Below are 18,072 nucleotides of genomic sequence, written 5' to 3' on the forward strand. Positions count from 1 at the left end.
GGATCTCATATCCCGATAGGTGGTGAGGACAATCGAACTGAATAAACGGCAGGAGCAGATCCTGCAAATCGTGAAGGAAAACGGACCGATTACCGGAGAACAGATAGCAGAGAAACTCCATTTGGCAAGAGCTACCCTCAGGCCCGATCTTGCAATCCTGACAATGTCGGGATTTTTAGATGCCAGACCCCGAGTCGGGTATTTTTATACAGGGAAATCAGGTAACCAGCTAATGTCTGAAAATCTGAAAAAAATCCTTGTCAGTGACTATCAATCGATACCGGTCGTCGTCCCTGAAAATGTATCGGTCTATGATGCGATTGTTACGATGTTCCTTGAGGACGTAGGGACGTTATTCGTGGTAGATAAGGCATCGAAACTTGTAGGTGTTCTATCCAGGAAAGATTTACTGCGAGCAAGCATTGGGAAGCAGGAGCTGTCCACGTTGCCAGTCAATATTATTATGACTAGAATGCCAAATATAACAGTTTGTCGGCGAGATGATTTGCTTATAGATGCTGCGAAAGAATTGATTGAAAAACAAATCGATGCGCTGCCAATCATCAAAGATGCCGATGGAGGATATGAAATTGTTGGAAGATTAACCAAGACGAACATTACAAAGGCTTTTGTTGCCTTGGGTGAAGAATAAGAATGAAGGCAGAAAAGGGGATGATTTTAAAAAATGGGGAAAACACCAATTATTTATGTAGTATCTGACTCTGTCGGCGAGACAGCGGAGCTCGTTACTAAGGCTGCCATCAGTCAATTCGAACATTTAGCTGTATCTCTAAAAAGATTTCCTTATGTGGAGGATAAAATACATATTGATGAAGTCATCTCCATGGCTAAGCATGATGGCGGAATGATTGCTTACACTTTGGTTAAGCCAGATATAAGCAATTATTTGCTGGATTCAGCCAAGAAAGAGGGAATCTATGCATGTGACATCATAGGTCCGCTTATGCAGCAGATCCAGGAAGTTAGCGGGGAGGCACCGTTATACGAACCGGGGCTTGTCCGTAAACTGGACGAAGATTATTTCAAGAAAGTGGAAGCAATCGAGTTTGCGGTAAAATATGATGACGGACGGGATCCAAGAGGCATTCTCAAAGCGGATATCGTTCTAGTGGGAGTTTCCAGAACCTCTAAAACTCCTTTATCCCAGTATTTGGCCCACAAGCGATTTAAAGTGGCAAATGTGCCGATTGTACCTGAAGTGGACCCACCGGAAGAATTATTTCTTGTTCCAAAGGAAAAATGCTTTGGCCTTAGAATTACTCCTGATAAGCTGAATCAGATCCGGCGTGAAAGATTGATTTCCCTCGGATTGAATGACCAGGCAATTTACGCTAATATCGAAAGGATTAAAGAAGAAATCCAGTATTTTGATGAGGTTGTTGAAAAAATCGGATGTCCAGTAATCGATGTGACAAATAAAGCCGTAGAAGAAACGGCCAATGTCATCCTTCATACGATCCGCAGTAGGCAGATGAACCGTTAGCACATCTTTCGTATGTGCTTTCTTTCTTTTTTTTCAATAAATGATGTTTTCCAAATCTTTCGCTGTAAAAAATGCTTTGTTTTCGAGTAAAAATAATGGAAAAATAGGCTTTCTTATACTATAATAAAAAATTGTGATAAAAAAGTATCAGATTAGGTTTAGACTAGACTGATTACGAATAAACTATTTACTATCAGTTGTCAAGATGTGGGTCACAAAAAAATTCGACAAAATTCCCTGCAAAAAAAACATTCCTCAAGAAGGAATATGCGGAGTGATGTAGAATTAATACTAGTAAAATCAACAGTCAGACCCTTTTTGTGGATGCGGACTCCTGCCCGGTCATAAAGGAAATTGTCGAAATTGCTTCGAAGTTTTCCATCGAAGCTGTTTTTGTGGCTTCATACGCACATATGAAGAATGATCTTCAGGGGCAAAACTGGGTTTTTGTCGATTCCTATAAGGAGGCTGTAGACCTTTATTTAATGAATCACGTTAAGAAAGGTGATTTTGCAGTGACGCAGGACATTGGCCTTGCATCTACCCTCATTGCGAAAGAAGTTTACACCATCTCCCCGAGGGGAAGTTTATACGAAGAAAACGGAATCCAGACCGCGCTTGAGCTAAGATATCTTTCTGCCAAGGCGAGACGGCAGGGTTTCTATGGGAAAGGCCCAAAACCTTTCACAAAAAAAGACAGAGAAAAATTTATAGAGGAATTGAACATACTTTTGTCGAATTTTAAGATATGTTCAAGGAATCACAACTAATTAGAGGTCATGCATATGGCAGAGAGGATTGCCGAGGAGAAATTAAATGAAATTCGGCAGGCGGTTGAAATAGTCGATGTCATTGGTGAGTATGTCCAATTGAAAAAGCAAGGCAGGAATTATTTTGGGCTTTGTCCGTTTCACGGAGAAAATTCCCCCTCTTTTTCGGTTTCGCCTGATAAGCAGATTTACCACTGTTTCGGCTGTGGAGCTGGAGGGAATGTGTTTTCCTTCCTGATGGAGATCGATGGACTGTCTTTTCAGGAAGCAGCAGGAAAACTTGCCGAAATGGCAAATATCGAATTGAATCTAGAAGGCCCAGCAGCCAGCAAAAATCCACAATTGCCTGAAGGTTCGAAGCAAATGGTCGACGCACATGAACTCTTGCGTAAATTTTATCATCATTTGCTGGTAAATACAAAAGAGGGTCAGGATGCGCTGGAATATCTTTTGAATCGAGGATTCACAAGGGAATCGATCGACAGGTTCCAAATCGGCTTTGCCTTGCCATCTTGGGATTTTGCAGTAACACTGCTGGAAAAAAGAGGCTTCTTGCCTGAAGTGATGGCAAAGGCAGGACTTGTCATTCAAAAGGAAAACGATGAGACCTACTTTGACAGATTCCGGAACAGAATAATGTTTCCGATCCTGGATCACCAGGGGAATACGATTGCGTTTTCAGGGAGAGCAATGGGGACGGATGAGCCCAAATATTTAAATAGCCCTGAGACGCAAATCTTTCATAAAAGCAAAATTTTATATAATTTTCATCTTGCACGCGGCTCGATTCGAAAACAGCAGCAAGCTGTTCTGTTTGAGGGGTTTGCGGATGTCATCTCCGCTAACCGTGCAGGCGTAGAAAACGGAGTTGCCTCGATGGGGACTTCGTTGACAGATGACCATATTTCTTTGCTTAAAAGAAATGTCCAAGCGGTAACGATTTGTTATGATTCCGATAAAGCCGGCATTGAAGCGGCTTTCAGGGCCTCGAATATGTTGTCGAAGGCAGGATTGGCTGTCAGGGTCGCCATCATGCCGGATGGGATGGACCCGGATGATTTCATAAAGGTGCATGGGGAGGAAAAATTCAGAAACGATATCATTGGATCGAGCTCCACCTTGATGGCTTTTAAATTACTCTATTATCGTCGGGGAAAAAACCTTCAAAATGAAGGAGATCGCCTTCAATATATCGAAGAAGTACTGAAAGAAATCAGCAGGCTTGATAAGGCAGTCGAAAAGGATTTGTATTTGCGACAGCTAGCAAATGAATTCTCGCTGTCGCTGGATGCTCTAATGCAACAGCTAAACGAGCGGAAACAGACTTCAGCTCCTAGAAAACAAAATCAGCCTAAACCAGCGGCTTACACCAGGAAAACAGAGCTAAGGCCCGCCTACCATACAGCTGAGAGGCGCCTCATCTATCATATGATGCGAAATGCAGACGTTGCCTATAAGGTCCAGGAATTGCTGGCAGGGAGCATGATGAATATTGATGAACACCAGGCTATTATTACTTATTTATTTGCATACTATGAAAAAGAACATGACCCCGATCCAAGTGCGTTCTTAAATTATCTTCAAGATAATAAGCTAAAAAGGGTCGTTGCAGATATCGAAATGATGGCTCTGAACGAGGAAATCAGCGATCAGGAATTAGCTGATTATATCAAGCAGGTCTTGAATTATCAAAAAATGTTAAAAATAAAGGAAAAAACGGCAGAACAAAAACAGGCAGAACGTCAAAACGACTTTTTGCGCGCTGCGACAATCGCAACCGAGATTATCCAATTGCGCAAGACTTTTTAAAGCTTATGCTAATTGTTTTTGATTTTTGGAAGGAGGGGGACATATGGCTGAAAAGTCAGCCCGTTCTAAAGAAGTCACTGAAAATGAAGTGACAGTTGAACAAGTAAAAGACCAGTTAACGGCACTGGGCAAGAAAACAGGTATCCTTGCTTATGATGATATTGCAGAGAGGCTGTCAAGCTTCGAACTAGACTCCGAACAAATGGATGAGTATTATGAGTTCCTCGGTGAACAAGGAATTGAACTTGTCGGCGAAAGTGATGAAGTGGAAGATCCAGATATCAAACAGCTCGCTAAGGACGATGAAGAATTCGATCTGAATGATTTAAGTGTTCCTCCGGGGATCAAAATCAATGATCCGGTAAGAATGTATCTGAAGGAAATTGGCCGAGTAGATCTTCTTTCTGCAGAGGAAGAAATCAGCCTTGCAGAAAGGATCGAGCAGGGCGATGAAGAAGCCAAAAGACGGCTTGCCGAAGCAAACCTTCGACTTGTCGTTAGTATTGCGAAACGATACGTGGGCAGAGGCATGCTCTTCCTCGACCTAATTCAGGAAGGAAATATGGGCTTGATCAAGGCAGTGGAGAAATTCGACTACCGCAAAGGCTTCAAGTTCAGCACCTATGCTACTTGGTGGATCCGCCAGGCGATCACTCGTGCGATCGCTGATCAGGCGAGGACAATCAGGATTCCGGTCCACATGGTTGAAACAATTAACAAATTGATCCGCGTCCAAAGACAGCTTTTGCAAGACCTAGGGCGTGAACCAACACCTGAGGAAATTGGGGAAGACATGGATCTTACACCGGAAAAAGTTCGTGAAATCCTAAAAATTGCCCAAGAGCCGGTATCCTTAGAAACACCAATTGGGGAAGAAGATGATTCCCACCTTGGTGATTTCATCGAAGACCAGGATGCTACCTCTCCTTCCGAACACGCAGCATATGAGCTTTTGAAGGAACAGCTGGAGGATGTGCTGGACACACTTACAGACCGTGAAGAGAATGTTCTGAGACTGCGCTTTGGTCTAGATGACGGTCGCACACGCACGCTTGAAGAAGTGGGCAAAGTATTCGGGGTTACACGCGAACGAATCCGTCAGATTGAAGCCAAGGCTCTGCGCAAGCTTCGTCATCCAAGCCGAAGCAAGCGATTGAAAGACTTTTTAGAGTAGGATTACTAGGGAATAATGTACTTTTTAAAAAGTACATTATTCCCTTTAAAATTGTCCTGGATGCTAAGGCTTTCCACTTGGTATTTTATTTTATTTTATTTTACTGAATGATTCCTGTTTTTGCAAATCGGATTATTAAAATATCACAAAAATTTTTTAAATGTTGAGAAAATTGTCTATTCGGCTATATAATAATTGTATACGCATTCAAATCCATTGAATCGATGAAAAATCGTTTGAAGCCCAAAGAATGAAAAGAGAAAACCTCATCAATTTTTGTCGTAACTTTGAACATCTGTGACAAAGTTTGCTTTTTTTGCTTTCCCTGTAAACGTTTTTCAAGTAAAATAATATTTGTGTGAAATCATTATTTAGTTGGTGTTGTACATAAAGGAGGGTATATGATGAATCGTAATCCAATTATCCCGTTTGTATTGATTATGGTAATGGGGATCGGCTTGATGTTCCTGCTTTCTTTTAAGGGGCTTGGGGACGCTAAGAATGTTGCAAAGGAACAAGCAGGCGGTGGAAAGACAGAAGAAACTACTCAAGTAAACCCAGAGGAGTTTTACCAGCAGACTTGTGCCGGGTGCCACGGCAACCAATATGAAGGAGTGTCTGGTCCCTCATTAAAAGGTGTAGGCAGCAAGTATTCCAAAGATGAAATCAAAGGTATTCTGACGAATGGTAAAGGGAATATGCCCGCAGGAATGGCTGCAGGCAAGGAAGAACAAATGGCCGACTGGATCGTAACTGAATTGAAGTAATGTGGAAAGGCCCTTGTTTACTGCAGGGGCCTTTTCCTATTTTTAACAGAAAACAAAAAATCCCCGATGATTGGACAAGGGGCGTTAGATTTTCATATACTTATGAAAGCAAACTTTCAAGAAGTAGGTGGCTTTAATGAATGCTGACAAGCTCTCTGATCGGCTCAATGCCGTTGCAAATAATATTCCCAATGGAGCGAGGCTTGCCGATATCGGATCCGATCATGCTTATCTTCCTTGTTACATGGTAAACAAGGGGATGATTCCGATGGCGATTGCCGGAGAGATCGCCGAGGGACCGTTCCAATCTGCCCTTGAGCAGGTTCAGGAGGAAAGCCTAACAAATTTAATCACCGTTCGGAAGGGAGACGGACTCGAAGTGATTGCTCCCGGCGAAGTGGATTGCATTACGATTGCCGGCATGGGCGGATCATTGATTTCCTCCATTTTGGAAAAAGGGAAATCAAAGCTTGTAGGTGTTCGCAGGCTAGTATTACAGCCGAATGTTGCAAGCTTTGCAGTGCGCCGGTGGCTGATTGACAATGGGTGGGAGCTCTTGAATGAAGAAATTTTGAAGGAAGACAGAAAGATCTATGAAATTCTTGTTGCGGAAAAAGGCGAACCTTTAAAACCATATAAAGGCATCGATCTTGAAAGTGGCATGCAATTTGGTCCGATTTTATTGCGAGAAAAATCGGACGTATTCATGGAAAAATGGAAGGCAGAGAGGAGAAATTGGCAGCGAATCCTTATCCAATTGGATGGAGCTACCCAAAATGAAGAAACGGAGATTAAGAAGAAGGAATTAAAAAAGAAACTGAAAATGGCAGAGGAGGCGTTCCAGTGAAGAAAGTAAATGGACATCAACTGATTCAGCTTTTTGAGCAATTCTCACCAAAAGCATACGCGCTCGAAGGCGACAAGGTTGGCTTGCAGATTGGAGCGTTGAATGGGACGGTTGAAACCGTCCTCGTCGCTCTCGATGTGACAGAGGAGGTGGTGGAAGAGGCAATTGCTAACAATGTTCACTTAATCATTGCTCATCACCCGCCAATTTTCCGGCCATTGAAAAAAATCATGACCGACACACCAGCAGGCAGAATGATTGCTAAGCTGATCAAGCACGACATTGCCGTTTATGCTGCACATACGAATCTTGATGTGGCAAAAGGAGGAGTAAATGATCTCCTTGCTGAAGCACTTGGGCTTAAGAATCCCCAGGTTCTAGTTCCAACCTTTGAAGACCACCTGAAAAAATTGGTTGTGTTTGTTCCAGAGGAAAATGCCGAGCAAATCCGAGAAGCATTAGGAAATGTTGGGGCCGGGGCGATCGGCAACTATAGCCATTGTACCTTCTCAGCCTCGGGCAAAGGGAGATTCCTGCCAGGAGAAAACACGAATCCGCATATTGGCGAACGAGGAAAGCTCGAAGCAGTCAATGAAGTAAGGATTGAAACGGTTTTTCCACAGAGTATCGAAAAAAAGGTAATCCAGGCGATGATCAAAGCCCATCCTTATGAAGAGGTAGCTTATGATCTATATCCGCTTGAAAATAGCGGCGAAAACCTTGGACTTGGCAGAATTGGAAGCATTGAAGAGACGACGCTGGCAGAATATGCGCATTTTGTTAAGCAAGCGCTTGGCGTTGGGAATGTGCGAGTAGTTGGAGACTTAAATGCAAAAGTGAAAAAGGTAGCTGTTCTTGGAGGAGATGGGAATAAGTACTTCTCTCAGGCAAAGTTTCGCGGAGCAGATGTGTACATAACAGGGGATATCTATTATCACACGGCACATGACGCACTGATGGAAGGCTTGAATATGATCGATCCGGGCCATAATGTAGAAAAAATCATGAAAAAAGGAATCGTCCACGTAATGGAGAAGCGATGTAAGGAAAAGGGATATGATGTCCAATTCCTGGCTTCAGAAGTCGACACAGATCCGTTTACTTTTATCTAAAAGATGGATTGGATGCAAAGCAGAATCAGCTAATACGAAAAGCAGCCCAATTCAATTGGACTGCTTTGATCTTACACACTTGCTTCTGTTTTCTTAACCTTTGGCAGAATTTTCGAGAGCGGTACTTTTTTCTCCTTTGCCCAGGTTGCTTCGTTGTGTGGATCAAACTGTTCAAGGAAAGTGATCACTTCTTTTGTGATTGGTGTAGGGGTCGATGCGCCGGAAGTGACGGCTACTGTTTTCGCATCCTTGATCCAATCGATTTCAAGCTCGCTGATATCTGCAATTCGATAAGCTTTGGTGCCGGCTACCTCTTGTGACACTTGGGCAAGGCGGTTGGAGTTGTTGCTCTTTGGATCGCCAACAACAATCAGGATATCCGCTGCTTTCGCCTGCTCGGCCACTGCTTCCTGGCGTACTTGTGTCGCCATGCAGATTTCCCTGTGCACCTCTGCGTGAGGATATTTTTCTTTTACCTTCTCCATAATTTCAGCTACATCCCATTGACTCATCGTTGTCTGATTGGTGACAATTAATTTTTCAGCCTGCAGGTTTAATGCTTCCACATCGGCTGCTGTTTCGACTAGATGGACGATCCCAGGAGCCACTCCAACCGCTCCTTCTGGTTCCGGATGGCCTTTTTTGCCAATGTAAATGACTTCATAGCCATCCTTTTCCTTTTCGTGTATCAGGTTATGGGTAATCGTAACATCCGGGCATGTAGCATCGATCGATACCAGGCCTTTTTTTTCGGCAAGCTTCCTGACCTCAGGAGAGATTCCATGCGCAGTGAAAATAACTGTCCCTCCCTCAACTTTTTCGAGGATTTCCTTGCGATTGTTTCCGTCCAAAGTGATGATGCCTTCTTCTTCAAAAGCATCGGTAACATGCTTGTTATGAACAATCATTCCAAGTATATAGATAGGTCGCGGCAAGCTTTTGTCCAATGCTGCATTGCGGGCAATGACCATTGCGTCAACAACGCCGTAGCAATAGCCGCGAGGTGATATTTTTATTACATTCATTCAATTATCCTCCTAAGAATGCCTTTCATCTCTTTCTTTTATTATATAAAACTTATAGAAAGATTACAAAAGAGGATTTCGAAACGAAGAATGAATGGTTGGAGACTAAATGAAAAGTTTTGGTGTTGATGTTCCGTTCGTCCGCTTCTTCTTTTCGGTTTGTTTGCCTGAAGCAGTCGGCTTTTCGGTCTTTTCTGACTTTATTCTATTTTTGTTCTTATTCTTGTTCTCATTTTTTTTCTCATTTTTGAGTTCGTTTTTTTCCTTGTTCTTGTTCTTGGTATCGTGCTTTTCTTTTTCTGGCTCTGCCGTTTGTTCATCTGCATCTGGAAGATCCTTCAATCCTCGATAAAGCTTCCACATTGATGGCAAATTACGGACAAGTGGACTATACTGCTGAACCATCGGACCGAACTGCTGCGCCGTGTTCAAAACTTTTTGTGTGTTTGACAGAAAACCGTTCAATGCAGATGGATCTGCAATTGTTTTCAGGATTCCGCCACCTGTGCCGCCTCCCCGTGTTGCGGGATTGGCTCCAGAAAAAAAACCTGCTGGGGAACCGTTTCGTTGGCCGTCACTACCCTTTCCTAATATCTTGGAGAGCAGTCCGCCGCCTGGTGGTTTTGAGCGCATATTCCCTGCGCCCATTCGCGGCACCTGGCCTTGAGGCATCATTGGCCGTTGGGCAAAAGGCTGCTGCATCGTACGCCGGCCTATCCCTGGGCCCCCCATCATGCGTGGAGCGTGGAAGCGATTTGGCATTCCTCCTGGATTCATATGGGGTCCTGGTAGCATGAAGACCCCTCCTTTCCAAATATTTCATCTCCTATTAGAATATGCGGGAAGTTCGGAATGGTTTAAGAAAAGTAAGTCGTGAGAACATGTTTGTTTTTTCGGCAGGTTAGGTTAAGATAGTAGTGATTGGAGTTTTTCTGCAATCTTTCATATAATTACAGGACGAACCTGAAAAAGAGCAGCTTACGGAACAGGCTGTTTTCCGGTAATACACGAACCGGACAGAGGATAAGAAGGAGTTTTCCAATGAGTGAATCAAAATTTACACGTTATGAACTAAAGCCGTTCATTATAAATGCAATTAATCAATTAGGTTTTATTGAGCCGACTGAGATTCAAGAACGATTGATCCCGACTGTGCTAAAAGGGGACAGCGCCATCGGGCAATCACAGACGGGCACTGGAAAGACGCATGCCTATGTACTGCCAATTTTGAACAAGGTGGATTCATCGCGCAATGAAGTACAGGCAGTCATCACGGCGCCGACACGGGAACTTGCCAACCAGATTTATCATGAAGTACGGAAAATTGCTGAACATGCGACAGATGGAGAGCAGATTACTGTCCGCTGTTATATTGGCGGAACAGACAAGCAAAGAACGATTGAGAAACTGAAGACACAGCCGCAAATCGTGATCGGAACGCCAGGCAGAATTAACGCTCTTGTCCAGGAAAATGCATTATTTGTGCACACCGCCAAGTTACTAGTAATCGATGAGGCCGATTTGATGCTTGACATGGGATTCATTGAGGACATTGACCAGTTTGCGTCGCGCATGCCCGAAAAACTGCAAATGTTAGTATTTTCGGCGACGATTCCCGAAAAGCTGAAACCGTTTTTGAAAAAATATATGGAAAACCCTAAATACATCCAAATTGAACCGAAACAAGCCACAGCCGCGAATATTGAACATATTCTCCTTCCTGCGAGGCACCGGGATAAAATAGGCCTTGTGCATTCGGCTCTGCTGGCCTTTAATCCATATTTAGGAATTATATTTGCGAATACAAAGAAAAAAGTGGATGAAATTGCGGATGGATTGATTCAAAAAGGCATGAAGGTGGCCCGTATCCATGGTGACTTAAGCCCGCGTGAGCGCAAACGGGTCATGAAGCAAATCAAAGACCTTGAATTCCAGTATTTAGTTGCGACAGACCTGGCAGCAAGAGGAATTGACATCCAGGGAATTAGCCATGTGATTAACTATGAACTGCCTACAGACCTTGATTTTTATATCCACAGGGTAGGAAGAACGGCACGTGCTGGCTCATCTGGAGTTGCTTTGACCATCTACGAGCAGAGCGATGAAGATGCGTTAGTACGCATTGAAAAAATGGGAATCACTTTTCAAAACATTGATTTGAAAAAGGGTGAATTAACGGAGTTAGAAGAGCGCAACCGACGTCAGAACCGAAAAAAGAAGGAAACGGCAGGCGAGACGAAGGCAAAGACGCTTGTAACCAAGCCTAAAAAAGTAAAACCCGGCTATAAAAAGAAGATGAAATACGAAGTCGACAAAATCAAAAAACGGGAGAATCGTATTCAGAAGAGAAATAAATAAAGGGATTTAGGAGAGATCTAGATGTTACTTGGTTCGCATGTTTCGATGAGCGGCAAGAAAATGCTGCTTGCAGCTAGTGAAGAAGCTGTCTCATATGGTGCAAATACTTTTATGATCTATACGGGAGCACCTCAGAATACTAGAAGAAAGAAAATCGAGGACCTGAATATTGAAGCAGGGCGGCTGCATATGGAGCAGAATGGTATCAATGAAATAGTTGTCCATGCTCCCTATATTATCAATATCGGGAATACGCAGAATGCTGATACCTTTGATTTGGGAGTGCGGTTTTTGCGGAGTGAAATCGACAGGACCGAAGCCCTTGGTGCCAAGCAAATCGTTTTGCATCCGGGTGCGCACGTCGGTGCAGGTCCAGATAAAGGAATTGAAAAGATCATTGAAGGCTTGAATGAGGTGCTTCGTCCAGAAGACAAAGTCCAAATTGCTCTGGAAACCATGGCGGGAAAAGGATCGGAATGCGGCAAGTCTTTTGAGGAGCTGGCGATGATCATCGACGGTGTCAAATACAATGACAAGCTTTCGGTTTGCTTTGATACTTGCCATACTCATGATGCCGGTTATCCAATCGTGGAGGATTTCGATGGCGTATTGAACGAATTTGATAAGATCATCGGCGTGGACAGACTCAAAGTGATGCACATTAATGACAGCAAAAATGAGTTCGGGACAAGGAAAGATCGCCATGAGAATATCGGCTTTGGGCATATCGGTTTTGAGGCAATAAATTATATCGTCCATCACCCGCAACTGACGCAAATACCAAAAATCTTAGAAACGCCATTTGTTGGACCTGACAAGAATACGAAAAAACCACCTTATAAATACGAAATCGCGATGCTAAAAAATAAACAATTCGAAAAAAATTTGCTAGACACCATTATGAACGGCTGAACCTGAACGAAAGCTGCGGACCAGTTCCGCAGCTTTTTTCTCAGAAAAAAGTGTCCGTCATTACGATCAACACGCCTATCCTATTTCATAAAGTTCACAAATAATTTATTAACTTCCCTCGCTGTTTCCGGATTGGTGATTTTAGCGATTTGCTTGATGAGTTCCGTTCTTTCTGAATCATGAAAGATATTGACTTTTTTTCCGCGTAAGTAACCGGCGATTTTTTCTGCCTGCGCTTTTGTTATTGATATTTGGAATTGAGAAGCGTATTTAAGCAGCTCATCTGTTGTAATGCTGCCTATTTTATGGTTAATAATATTTTCAAAGATAGCCAAAGATCATCACTCCTTCATAGTAAGGTATGTGCTTTGTGCTCGTTTTGTGACAATTTTCTTGGCAAGGAAGTTCTTTTGTTTACTTTACGGAAAAAAAGAGCTATACTCATAAGGTAAATCGGAATGATTCTTATTTTGGTAGGTGATAATGTGAATACAAATGATTACATCGTTCAGGTACAGGATGTATATTACCGATACGATAAAGAGAATGTACTTGAAAATATAAATCTGTCGATACACCGAGGGAGCTTCTTGGCCATCGTTGGTCCTAATGGATCTGGAAAATCAACGCTGCTGAAGCTAATACTTGGTCTCATCAAGCCACAAACAGGGACGATCCGTCTGTTTGGACAGGATATTAATAAGTTTAGGGAGCAGCATAAAATCGGATTTGTGTCGCAAAAGGCCAATTCCTTTAACACAGGCTTCCCGGCAACTGTTTTTGAGGTGGTCGCCAGCGGGCTGACAAAAAAACTTGGGCTGTTTCATATTTTAAAGAAAACGGACCATGTAAAGATTAAACAGGCAATTGAATCTGTCGGAATGGGGAATTTTCTCGACAGAAATATCGGGGAGCTTTCTGGAGGCCAACAGCAAAGAGTGTTCATCGCGAGAGCCCTGGTCAGCGAACCTGAATTGCTGATCCTTGATGAGCCGACAGTTGGGGTCGATGTCCAGAATGTAAACTCCTTTTATGAAATGCTCGAAACACTTAATAAGAAGCAGGGGATTACGTTGCTTATGGTGACGCATGATATTGGTACGATCTCCGAAAAAGTCACGAATGTTGCTTGTTTGAATAAAAATATGTATTTCCATGGAAGTGCAGACGAATTTGAACAACTGCAACTGAATGATGTGTCAGAAATTTATGGGCATGATGTGCAAGTTTTAACTCATGATCATCACGAGGGAGGTCATCATCATGATTAGTGGCCTGATGCAATATGAGTTTTTACAAAATGCTTTTTTGACCGGCATGATTATCGGTGTGATCGCTCCCCTTCTCGGTGTTTTCATTGTAGTCAGAAGGCTGTCCCTTATAGCTGATGCCTTGAGTCATATTACCTTGGCTGGGATCGCATTAAGCCTTTTGCTTGAGAAAAAGTTTCTGGTGTTAAGCGGCCTTAACCCACTTTATATGGGAATGGTCTTTTCCGTTGGTGGATCGTTATTCATTGAAAAGCTTCGCACGGTTTATAAGCATTATCAGGAACTGGCTATTCCAATTATCCTTTCGGGTGGAGTTGGGCTTGGCGTTATTTTCATTTCACTTGCAGATGGTTTCAATACGGATTTATTCAGTTATTTATTTGGGAGCGTCAGTGCAGTAAGCAGGGCGGATTTATGGACCATTCTGATTATCAGTATCTTTGTGATCACAATCGTATCTTTCCTATACAAAGAACTGTTTCTATTATCGTTTGATGAAGAATATGCAAAGGCAACTGGAATTGCAGCCAAGTCTTTGCACTTTATTTTTATCGTCATGGTGGCACTGGTCATCGCGGCGTCTATGAGAATCGTTGGGATTCTGCTTGTTTCCTCACTGATGACTTTGCCAGTGGCAGCTAGCATCCGATTCGCTAATGGATTCAAGCAGACAATCTTCTTTTCCATCCTGTTCGGTGAAATATCCGTGCTAGGGGGACTATTCCTGTCCTATTACTTGAACCTCGCTCCTGGCGGGACGATTGTCATGATTGCTATATTCATCCTTGTGCTGGTGATCTGGCTAAAAAAACGCAGTGCAAAAAGAGCTATTTTAAAGAGGTGATATCATGAATGTGAATGAGGCAATGAACTTGCTGAAGGAACAGGGGTATAAACATACCGATAAACGTGAGGATATGCTCCAGCTGTTTTCTGACCATGACAAATATTTGACGGCACGTGATGTACTTGAACAAATGAAAAAAAATCATCCTGGATTGTCGTTTGATACGATCTATCGTAATTTAAGTGTGTTTGTCGAGCTGGGAATTTTGGAGATGACAGAACTGTCTGGAGAAAAACATTTCCGGTTTACCTGTTCCCAGACGGAGCATCATCACCACTTTATTTGCCTGAACTGCGGAAAAACAAAGGAAATTGACACCTGTCCAATGCGGAATATCGAATCAAATTTTAAAGGTTATGATATTTCTGGCCATAAATTTGAAATATATGGAAGATGCCCAGATTGTCAACTCTAGGGCATTTCCTTTTTTAAAAAATTTATAAAACGGCCATCAATAAATGATGGCCGTTTAGCTATTTTTTAGCCAATTTCGTACCCAATTATTTGCTTCCTGCCAATTGTTTACTCGAATGACGCCATCGGGAATTGGCTCCTGGTTATACGGGGTGTCAAAGAGGATGACAGGAATATTTAGTTCTTCATGCAGATTGACTGCATTATCATGCTTGTCCTCGAAAAAGATTTCAACACGATAATCTCGTGCTGCCTGGATTTTATCATGCGAACCTATTAAATGGATATGATGATAGCTAAGATCATTGGCAGAAAACCAATCTTGCGTTAGTCCCAGTAAATGTGTGCTCCGGGCGCTGATAAAATACAATTCATGCTCCTTTTCCCAGCTTTTCAGGATTTCCTTTGCACCGGGGGCTAAAGGAGACTTAGAATAGATCACTGGTTCCATTTTTTTAAACCAGGCAGCAAACGCTTGTTCACTGACGGAAACAAGCGGCAGAAAATCATACTGCTTGATATCATCTAAGTTAAGCTGTAAATCGAATGCTTCGTTTAAATAGGGTACAAATGTAGCGGGAGAAGTGACTGTTCCATCAATATCTATGCCAAAACGTCTTTTCATCGTCTGCTCCTTAAACCATAATCTCTTTTCATTTTAGCAAAAATAAATTGTCCAGAAAACCTTTACTTTTAGATATTAGTTAAACATTGCCATGATGAAAAACCGCTCCGCCGTAAACAATACTAAATGCTCCACTTAAGAAAGCGAGGGATTAAAGTGGCAGACCAAGAACGACAACAGATTGATACCGGATATAGCACTGAATCTAAGCAGGACGTCATTCCGTTAACAGAGGAATGTGACAACCATTACCAAGAGGAAGCTGCTACTGCGGTAGCGGAGCATTCTCAGGAAATGATAGCGGATCGTGAGGAAAGTTATCACGAGGAGGCAGCGGCAGAAATTGCTGCTCCTGTAACCCCTGCGTTTAGAAGAAGGTCAGCAAAAGAAAGTACAACTGAAGGACGGGGCCTTGCATACTCGGCTCTTGCCCTATCGATCTTGTCGCTGTTTATTTTACCTGTTCTCTTTGGGGCAGCTGGAATTGTCCTTGGATTCATTGCCCGTCGCCGCGGTTCCGCAATCGGCAATTGGGCGATTGGCATAGGGACAATCGCCATTCTGGTAGGCATTTTGATTCTGCCGTTCTTTTGACGGAAAATGCCAAACAAAAAATGCCCGGAATTCTCCGGGCATTTTTTAGCTTATTTCAGGAGGGCAGCTTCTTTAAGCTTTTCAGCTGCAAGTATATCGATTTCCTTCTTTAATTCCTCTACCATTGTTGCTTCAGGTACTTTACGGACTATTTCTCCTTTGCGGAAAAGCAGGCCTTCCCCTCTGGCGCCGGCAATGCCGATGTCGGCTTCCCGCGCTTCGCCAGGACCGTTCACAGCACAGCCGAGCACGGCCACTTTGATCGGTGCCTTGATCTTAGAGATATATTCTTCGACTTCATTGGCGATGCTGATTAAATCGATTTCGATTCGGCCGCAGGTAGGGCAAGAAATCAATGTTGCAGCATTCGCAATCAGGCCGAAAGCCTTCAACACTTCCCTAGCAACCTTCACTTCCTCAACTGGGTCTGCACTCAGTGACACCCTTACCGTATTTCCGATTCCTTTGCTGAGAATGGCACCTAGACCAGCGGCGCTTTTTACCGTTCCAGCAAATAAAGTTCCGGATTCAGTGATTCCAAGATGCAGCGGATAATCGAACGCCTTCGCTGCTTTCTCGTATGCTTCCATTGCAAGGCTCACGTCAGATGCCTTCATAGAAACGATAATGTTATGGAAATCAAGATCTTCAAGGATCTTAATATGGTGCAAAGCACTCTCTACCATACCATCTGCAGTAGGATAGCCGTATTTGTCGAGAATTCGTCTCTCTAGTGATCCGGCATTAACACCAATCCGAATTGGTATTCCTTTTTCCTTTGCCGCTTTAACAACCGCCTCTACCTTTTCGCGCTTGCCAATGTTTCCAGGATTGATCCTAATTTTATCTGCTCCGCCTTCGATTGCTTTAAGCGCCAGGCGGTAATCAAAGTGGATATCAACAACCAGAGGGATATTAATACGTTTCTTTATTTCAGAAATGGCATCTGCCGCTCTTTCATCCGGACATGCAACACGAACGATTTGACATCCTGCTTCTTCAAGACGTTTAATTTCAGCAACCGTCGCTTCGACGTCATGAGTTTTTGTGGTTGTCATACTTTGAATGATTACTTCATTATTTCCACCAATAGTTAGATTGCCAACCTTGATTGGACGGGTTTTGGTACGATGTATTATATCACTCAACAGTGGTTCGCTCCTTTAAAAAATGGAATTTATCCTTACAGTTCACAACCCCATTTTATCAAGCTTTTCATCAAATTGACAAGGAAAGACTTTTTTTGTTAGTCTTTGTTAATTTTTATGGCTATAATCCGGGAATTTATAGGTATTGCCAAATTGAATCTTTTTCGGATCCATCCCCTCATTAAGCTGTTTAAAGTCTTCTACCAACTGTGAAACCGGGACGGAGAGAGGTTTGTTTGAATTGCTGTCGAGTACAGAAAGGACTGTGTCGCCAGGCTTGACTTCATGTTCGAAATAAGGAATTTTCTTTTCGGTGGGGTTCCCTGATTCTTCCGCTTCTGCTAAAACTGATTCTGCCGTTCTCAAAGCGGGAAGTGTTCCTATGCTTAAATCATTGTAAACAGCATACGTCAAAACTAGGAAAGCCAGTAACCCTGCCAATTTTTTCATAGGAACTTCCTCCTCTATCTGCTTATATCCAATATTTATGCAGAAAAAATAGAGTTCAGAACCAAATGGTAGAAAAAATAACTAGTAATTTGTTCAGTTAGCTAGAATTGGTTTAAAAAAATCGCGCTAGTTCCAGTGCCTAGCCCCTCACCTGACGCCCCGCGGAAAGCGAGAGTGTCAAACGTTCCAATCAACAGCCCCGATTATCCACCAAACGAAAAAGGACCGGGCGAAGTTTGTCCGGTTTTTCTTATAGTATCAGAATTTATATTTTTGTGAAGCCGCAACACAAACCATTCTTAGCTTTAGAAGAAGCTAACCCATTATTCTAAACGAAAAAAGAGGCTAGCCTAGGTACTATTTATTCCCTTGACAGCTCTTTTAACTTACCTTATAACAAACTGAACAAGAAACCGATCACGACAATTGCCCCAATGAGCATTAG

The 18,072-nt window shown here is 42.8% G+C and carries 20 protein-coding genes; 14 read left to right on the forward strand and 6 right to left on the reverse strand.

Going from position 1 to position 18,072, the window contains the following annotated elements; all coding sequences use genetic code 11:
• Positions 1–19: 19 nt before the first annotated feature.
• The 8 genes from UB32_RS07115 (at position 20) to UB32_RS07150 (ending at position 7,983) form a co-directional block, all read left to right on the forward strand.
• Positions 20–652, forward strand: coding sequence for a helix-turn-helix transcriptional regulator (locus tag UB32_RS07115; RefSeq protein WP_044392393.1), 633 nt, complete (start codon positions 20–22; stop codon positions 650–652).
• A gap of 33 nt (positions 653–685) precedes the next feature.
• Positions 686–1,504, forward strand: a complete 819-nt coding sequence (locus UB32_RS07120; RefSeq protein WP_044392397.1) for a pyruvate, water dikinase regulatory protein — start codon at positions 686–688, stop codon at positions 1,502–1,504.
• A gap of 320 nt (positions 1,505–1,824) precedes the next feature.
• Positions 1,825–2,274: a YaiI/YqxD family protein gene (locus UB32_RS07125; protein ID WP_084221753.1), complete on the forward strand. Its 450-nt coding sequence runs from the start codon at positions 1,825–1,827 to the stop codon at positions 2,272–2,274.
• Positions 2,275–2,289: 15 nt separating this feature from the next.
• Positions 2,290–4,083 carry a DNA primase gene (dnaG, locus tag UB32_RS07130; RefSeq protein WP_044392398.1) on the forward strand — a complete coding sequence of 598 codons (1,794 nt, stop codon included), beginning with the start codon at positions 2,290–2,292 and terminating at the stop codon, positions 4,081–4,083.
• Between the two features lie 43 nt (positions 4,084–4,126).
• Positions 4,127–5,257, forward strand: a complete 1,131-nt coding sequence (rpoD, locus tag UB32_RS07135; protein WP_044392399.1) for an RNA polymerase sigma factor RpoD — start codon at positions 4,127–4,129, stop codon at positions 5,255–5,257.
• A 404-nt stretch (positions 5,258–5,661) separates the two neighbouring features.
• Complete coding sequence (gene cccA, locus UB32_RS07140) at positions 5,662–6,024, forward strand: cytochrome c550 (RefSeq protein ID WP_044392401.1); 363 nt, start codon at positions 5,662–5,664, stop codon at positions 6,022–6,024.
• A 136-nt stretch (positions 6,025–6,160) separates the two neighbouring features.
• A complete protein-coding gene (locus tag UB32_RS07145) occupies positions 6,161–6,871 on the forward strand; it encodes a tRNA (adenine(22)-N(1))-methyltransferase (protein WP_044392403.1) in 711 nt (236 codons plus the stop codon).
• Positions 6,868–7,983 carry a Nif3-like dinuclear metal center hexameric protein gene (locus tag UB32_RS07150; protein ID WP_044392404.1) on the forward strand — a complete coding sequence of 372 codons (1,116 nt, stop codon included), beginning with the start codon at positions 6,868–6,870 and terminating at the stop codon, positions 7,981–7,983. The genes UB32_RS07145 and UB32_RS07150 overlap by 4 nt, the downstream gene beginning before the upstream one ends.
• A gap of 71 nt (positions 7,984–8,054) precedes the next feature.
• Here the strand turns inward: UB32_RS07150 and UB32_RS07155 are convergent, their stop codons facing one another.
• Together UB32_RS07155 and vrrA are read right to left on the reverse strand one after the other, a co-directional pair.
• The gene (locus UB32_RS07155) at positions 8,055–9,008 is read right to left on the reverse strand and encodes a 4-hydroxy-3-methylbut-2-enyl diphosphate reductase (RefSeq protein ID WP_044392405.1); all 954 of its coding nucleotides are present in this window, start codon (positions 9,006–9,008) and stop codon (positions 8,055–8,057) included.
• Between the two features lie 105 nt (positions 9,009–9,113).
• Positions 9,114–9,803 (reverse strand): VrrA/YqfQ family protein, encoded by a 690-nt coding sequence (gene vrrA / locus UB32_RS07160; RefSeq protein WP_052806982.1) that lies wholly within the window; start codon positions 9,801–9,803, stop codon positions 9,114–9,116.
• 246 nt (positions 9,804–10,049) lie between these two features.
• Here vrrA and UB32_RS07165 point away from each other — a divergent pair, with 246 nt between their 5' ends.
• Together UB32_RS07165 and UB32_RS07170 are read left to right on the forward strand one after the other, a co-directional pair.
• A complete protein-coding gene (locus UB32_RS07165; protein WP_044392406.1) occupies positions 10,050–11,366 on the forward strand; it encodes a DEAD/DEAH box helicase in 1,317 nt (438 codons plus the stop codon).
• A 21-nt stretch (positions 11,367–11,387) separates the two neighbouring features.
• Positions 11,388–12,278, forward strand: a complete 891-nt coding sequence (locus UB32_RS07170) for a deoxyribonuclease IV (protein ID WP_044392407.1) — start codon at positions 11,388–11,390, stop codon at positions 12,276–12,278.
• Between the two features lie 80 nt (positions 12,279–12,358).
• On the opposite strand, the gene UB32_RS07175 is transcribed toward UB32_RS07170, so the two are convergent.
• On the reverse strand, positions 12,359–12,613 hold the full coding sequence (locus tag UB32_RS07175; protein ID WP_044392408.1) for a DUF2624 domain-containing protein: 255 nt from the start codon (positions 12,611–12,613) through the stop codon (positions 12,359–12,361).
• Positions 12,614–12,763: 150 nt separating this feature from the next.
• On the opposite strand from UB32_RS07175, the gene UB32_RS07180 reads away from it, so the two are divergent.
• From UB32_RS07180 to UB32_RS07190, 3 genes are read left to right on the forward strand one after another with little or no spacing between them, the layout of a single operon-like run.
• On the forward strand, positions 12,764–13,549 hold the full coding sequence (locus UB32_RS07180) for a metal ABC transporter ATP-binding protein (RefSeq protein ID WP_044392422.1): 786 nt from the start codon (positions 12,764–12,766) through the stop codon (positions 13,547–13,549).
• A complete protein-coding gene (locus UB32_RS07185) occupies positions 13,542–14,393 on the forward strand; it encodes a metal ABC transporter permease (RefSeq protein ID WP_044392409.1) in 852 nt (283 codons plus the stop codon). The genes UB32_RS07180 and UB32_RS07185 overlap by 8 nt, the downstream gene beginning before the upstream one ends.
• Before the next feature lie 4 nt (positions 14,394–14,397).
• Positions 14,398–14,811 carry a Fur family transcriptional regulator gene (locus UB32_RS07190; protein WP_044392410.1) on the forward strand — a complete coding sequence of 138 codons (414 nt, stop codon included), beginning with the start codon at positions 14,398–14,400 and terminating at the stop codon, positions 14,809–14,811.
• A 54-nt stretch (positions 14,812–14,865) separates the two neighbouring features.
• Here UB32_RS07190 and UB32_RS07195 read toward each other — a convergent pair whose 3' ends face one another.
• A complete protein-coding gene (locus UB32_RS07195; RefSeq protein ID WP_044392411.1) occupies positions 14,866–15,435 on the reverse strand; it encodes a 5' nucleotidase, NT5C type in 570 nt (189 codons plus the stop codon).
• Between the two features lie 156 nt (positions 15,436–15,591).
• On the opposite strand from UB32_RS07195, the gene UB32_RS07200 reads away from it, so the two are divergent.
• Positions 15,592–16,029, forward strand: a complete 438-nt coding sequence (locus UB32_RS07200) for a DUF4190 domain-containing protein (RefSeq protein ID WP_084221754.1) — start codon at positions 15,592–15,594, stop codon at positions 16,027–16,029.
• 50 nt (positions 16,030–16,079) lie between these two features.
• Here UB32_RS07200 and ispG read toward each other — a convergent pair whose 3' ends face one another.
• On the reverse strand, positions 16,080–17,168 hold the full coding sequence (gene ispG, locus UB32_RS07205) for a flavodoxin-dependent (E)-4-hydroxy-3-methylbut-2-enyl-diphosphate synthase (RefSeq protein ID WP_198528171.1): 1,089 nt from the start codon (positions 17,166–17,168) through the stop codon (positions 16,080–16,082).
• A 117-nt stretch (positions 17,169–17,285) separates the two neighbouring features.
• Complete coding sequence (locus tag UB32_RS07210; RefSeq protein WP_044392414.1) at positions 17,286–17,627, reverse strand: LysM domain-containing protein; 342 nt, start codon at positions 17,625–17,627, stop codon at positions 17,286–17,288.
• Positions 17,628–18,072 lie beyond the last annotated feature (445 nt).

This window comes from Mesobacillus subterraneus (assembly GCF_000934845.1).
GTDB classification, from domain to species: domain Bacteria; phylum Bacillota; class Bacilli; order Bacillales; family Cytobacillaceae; genus Mesobacillus; species Mesobacillus stamsii.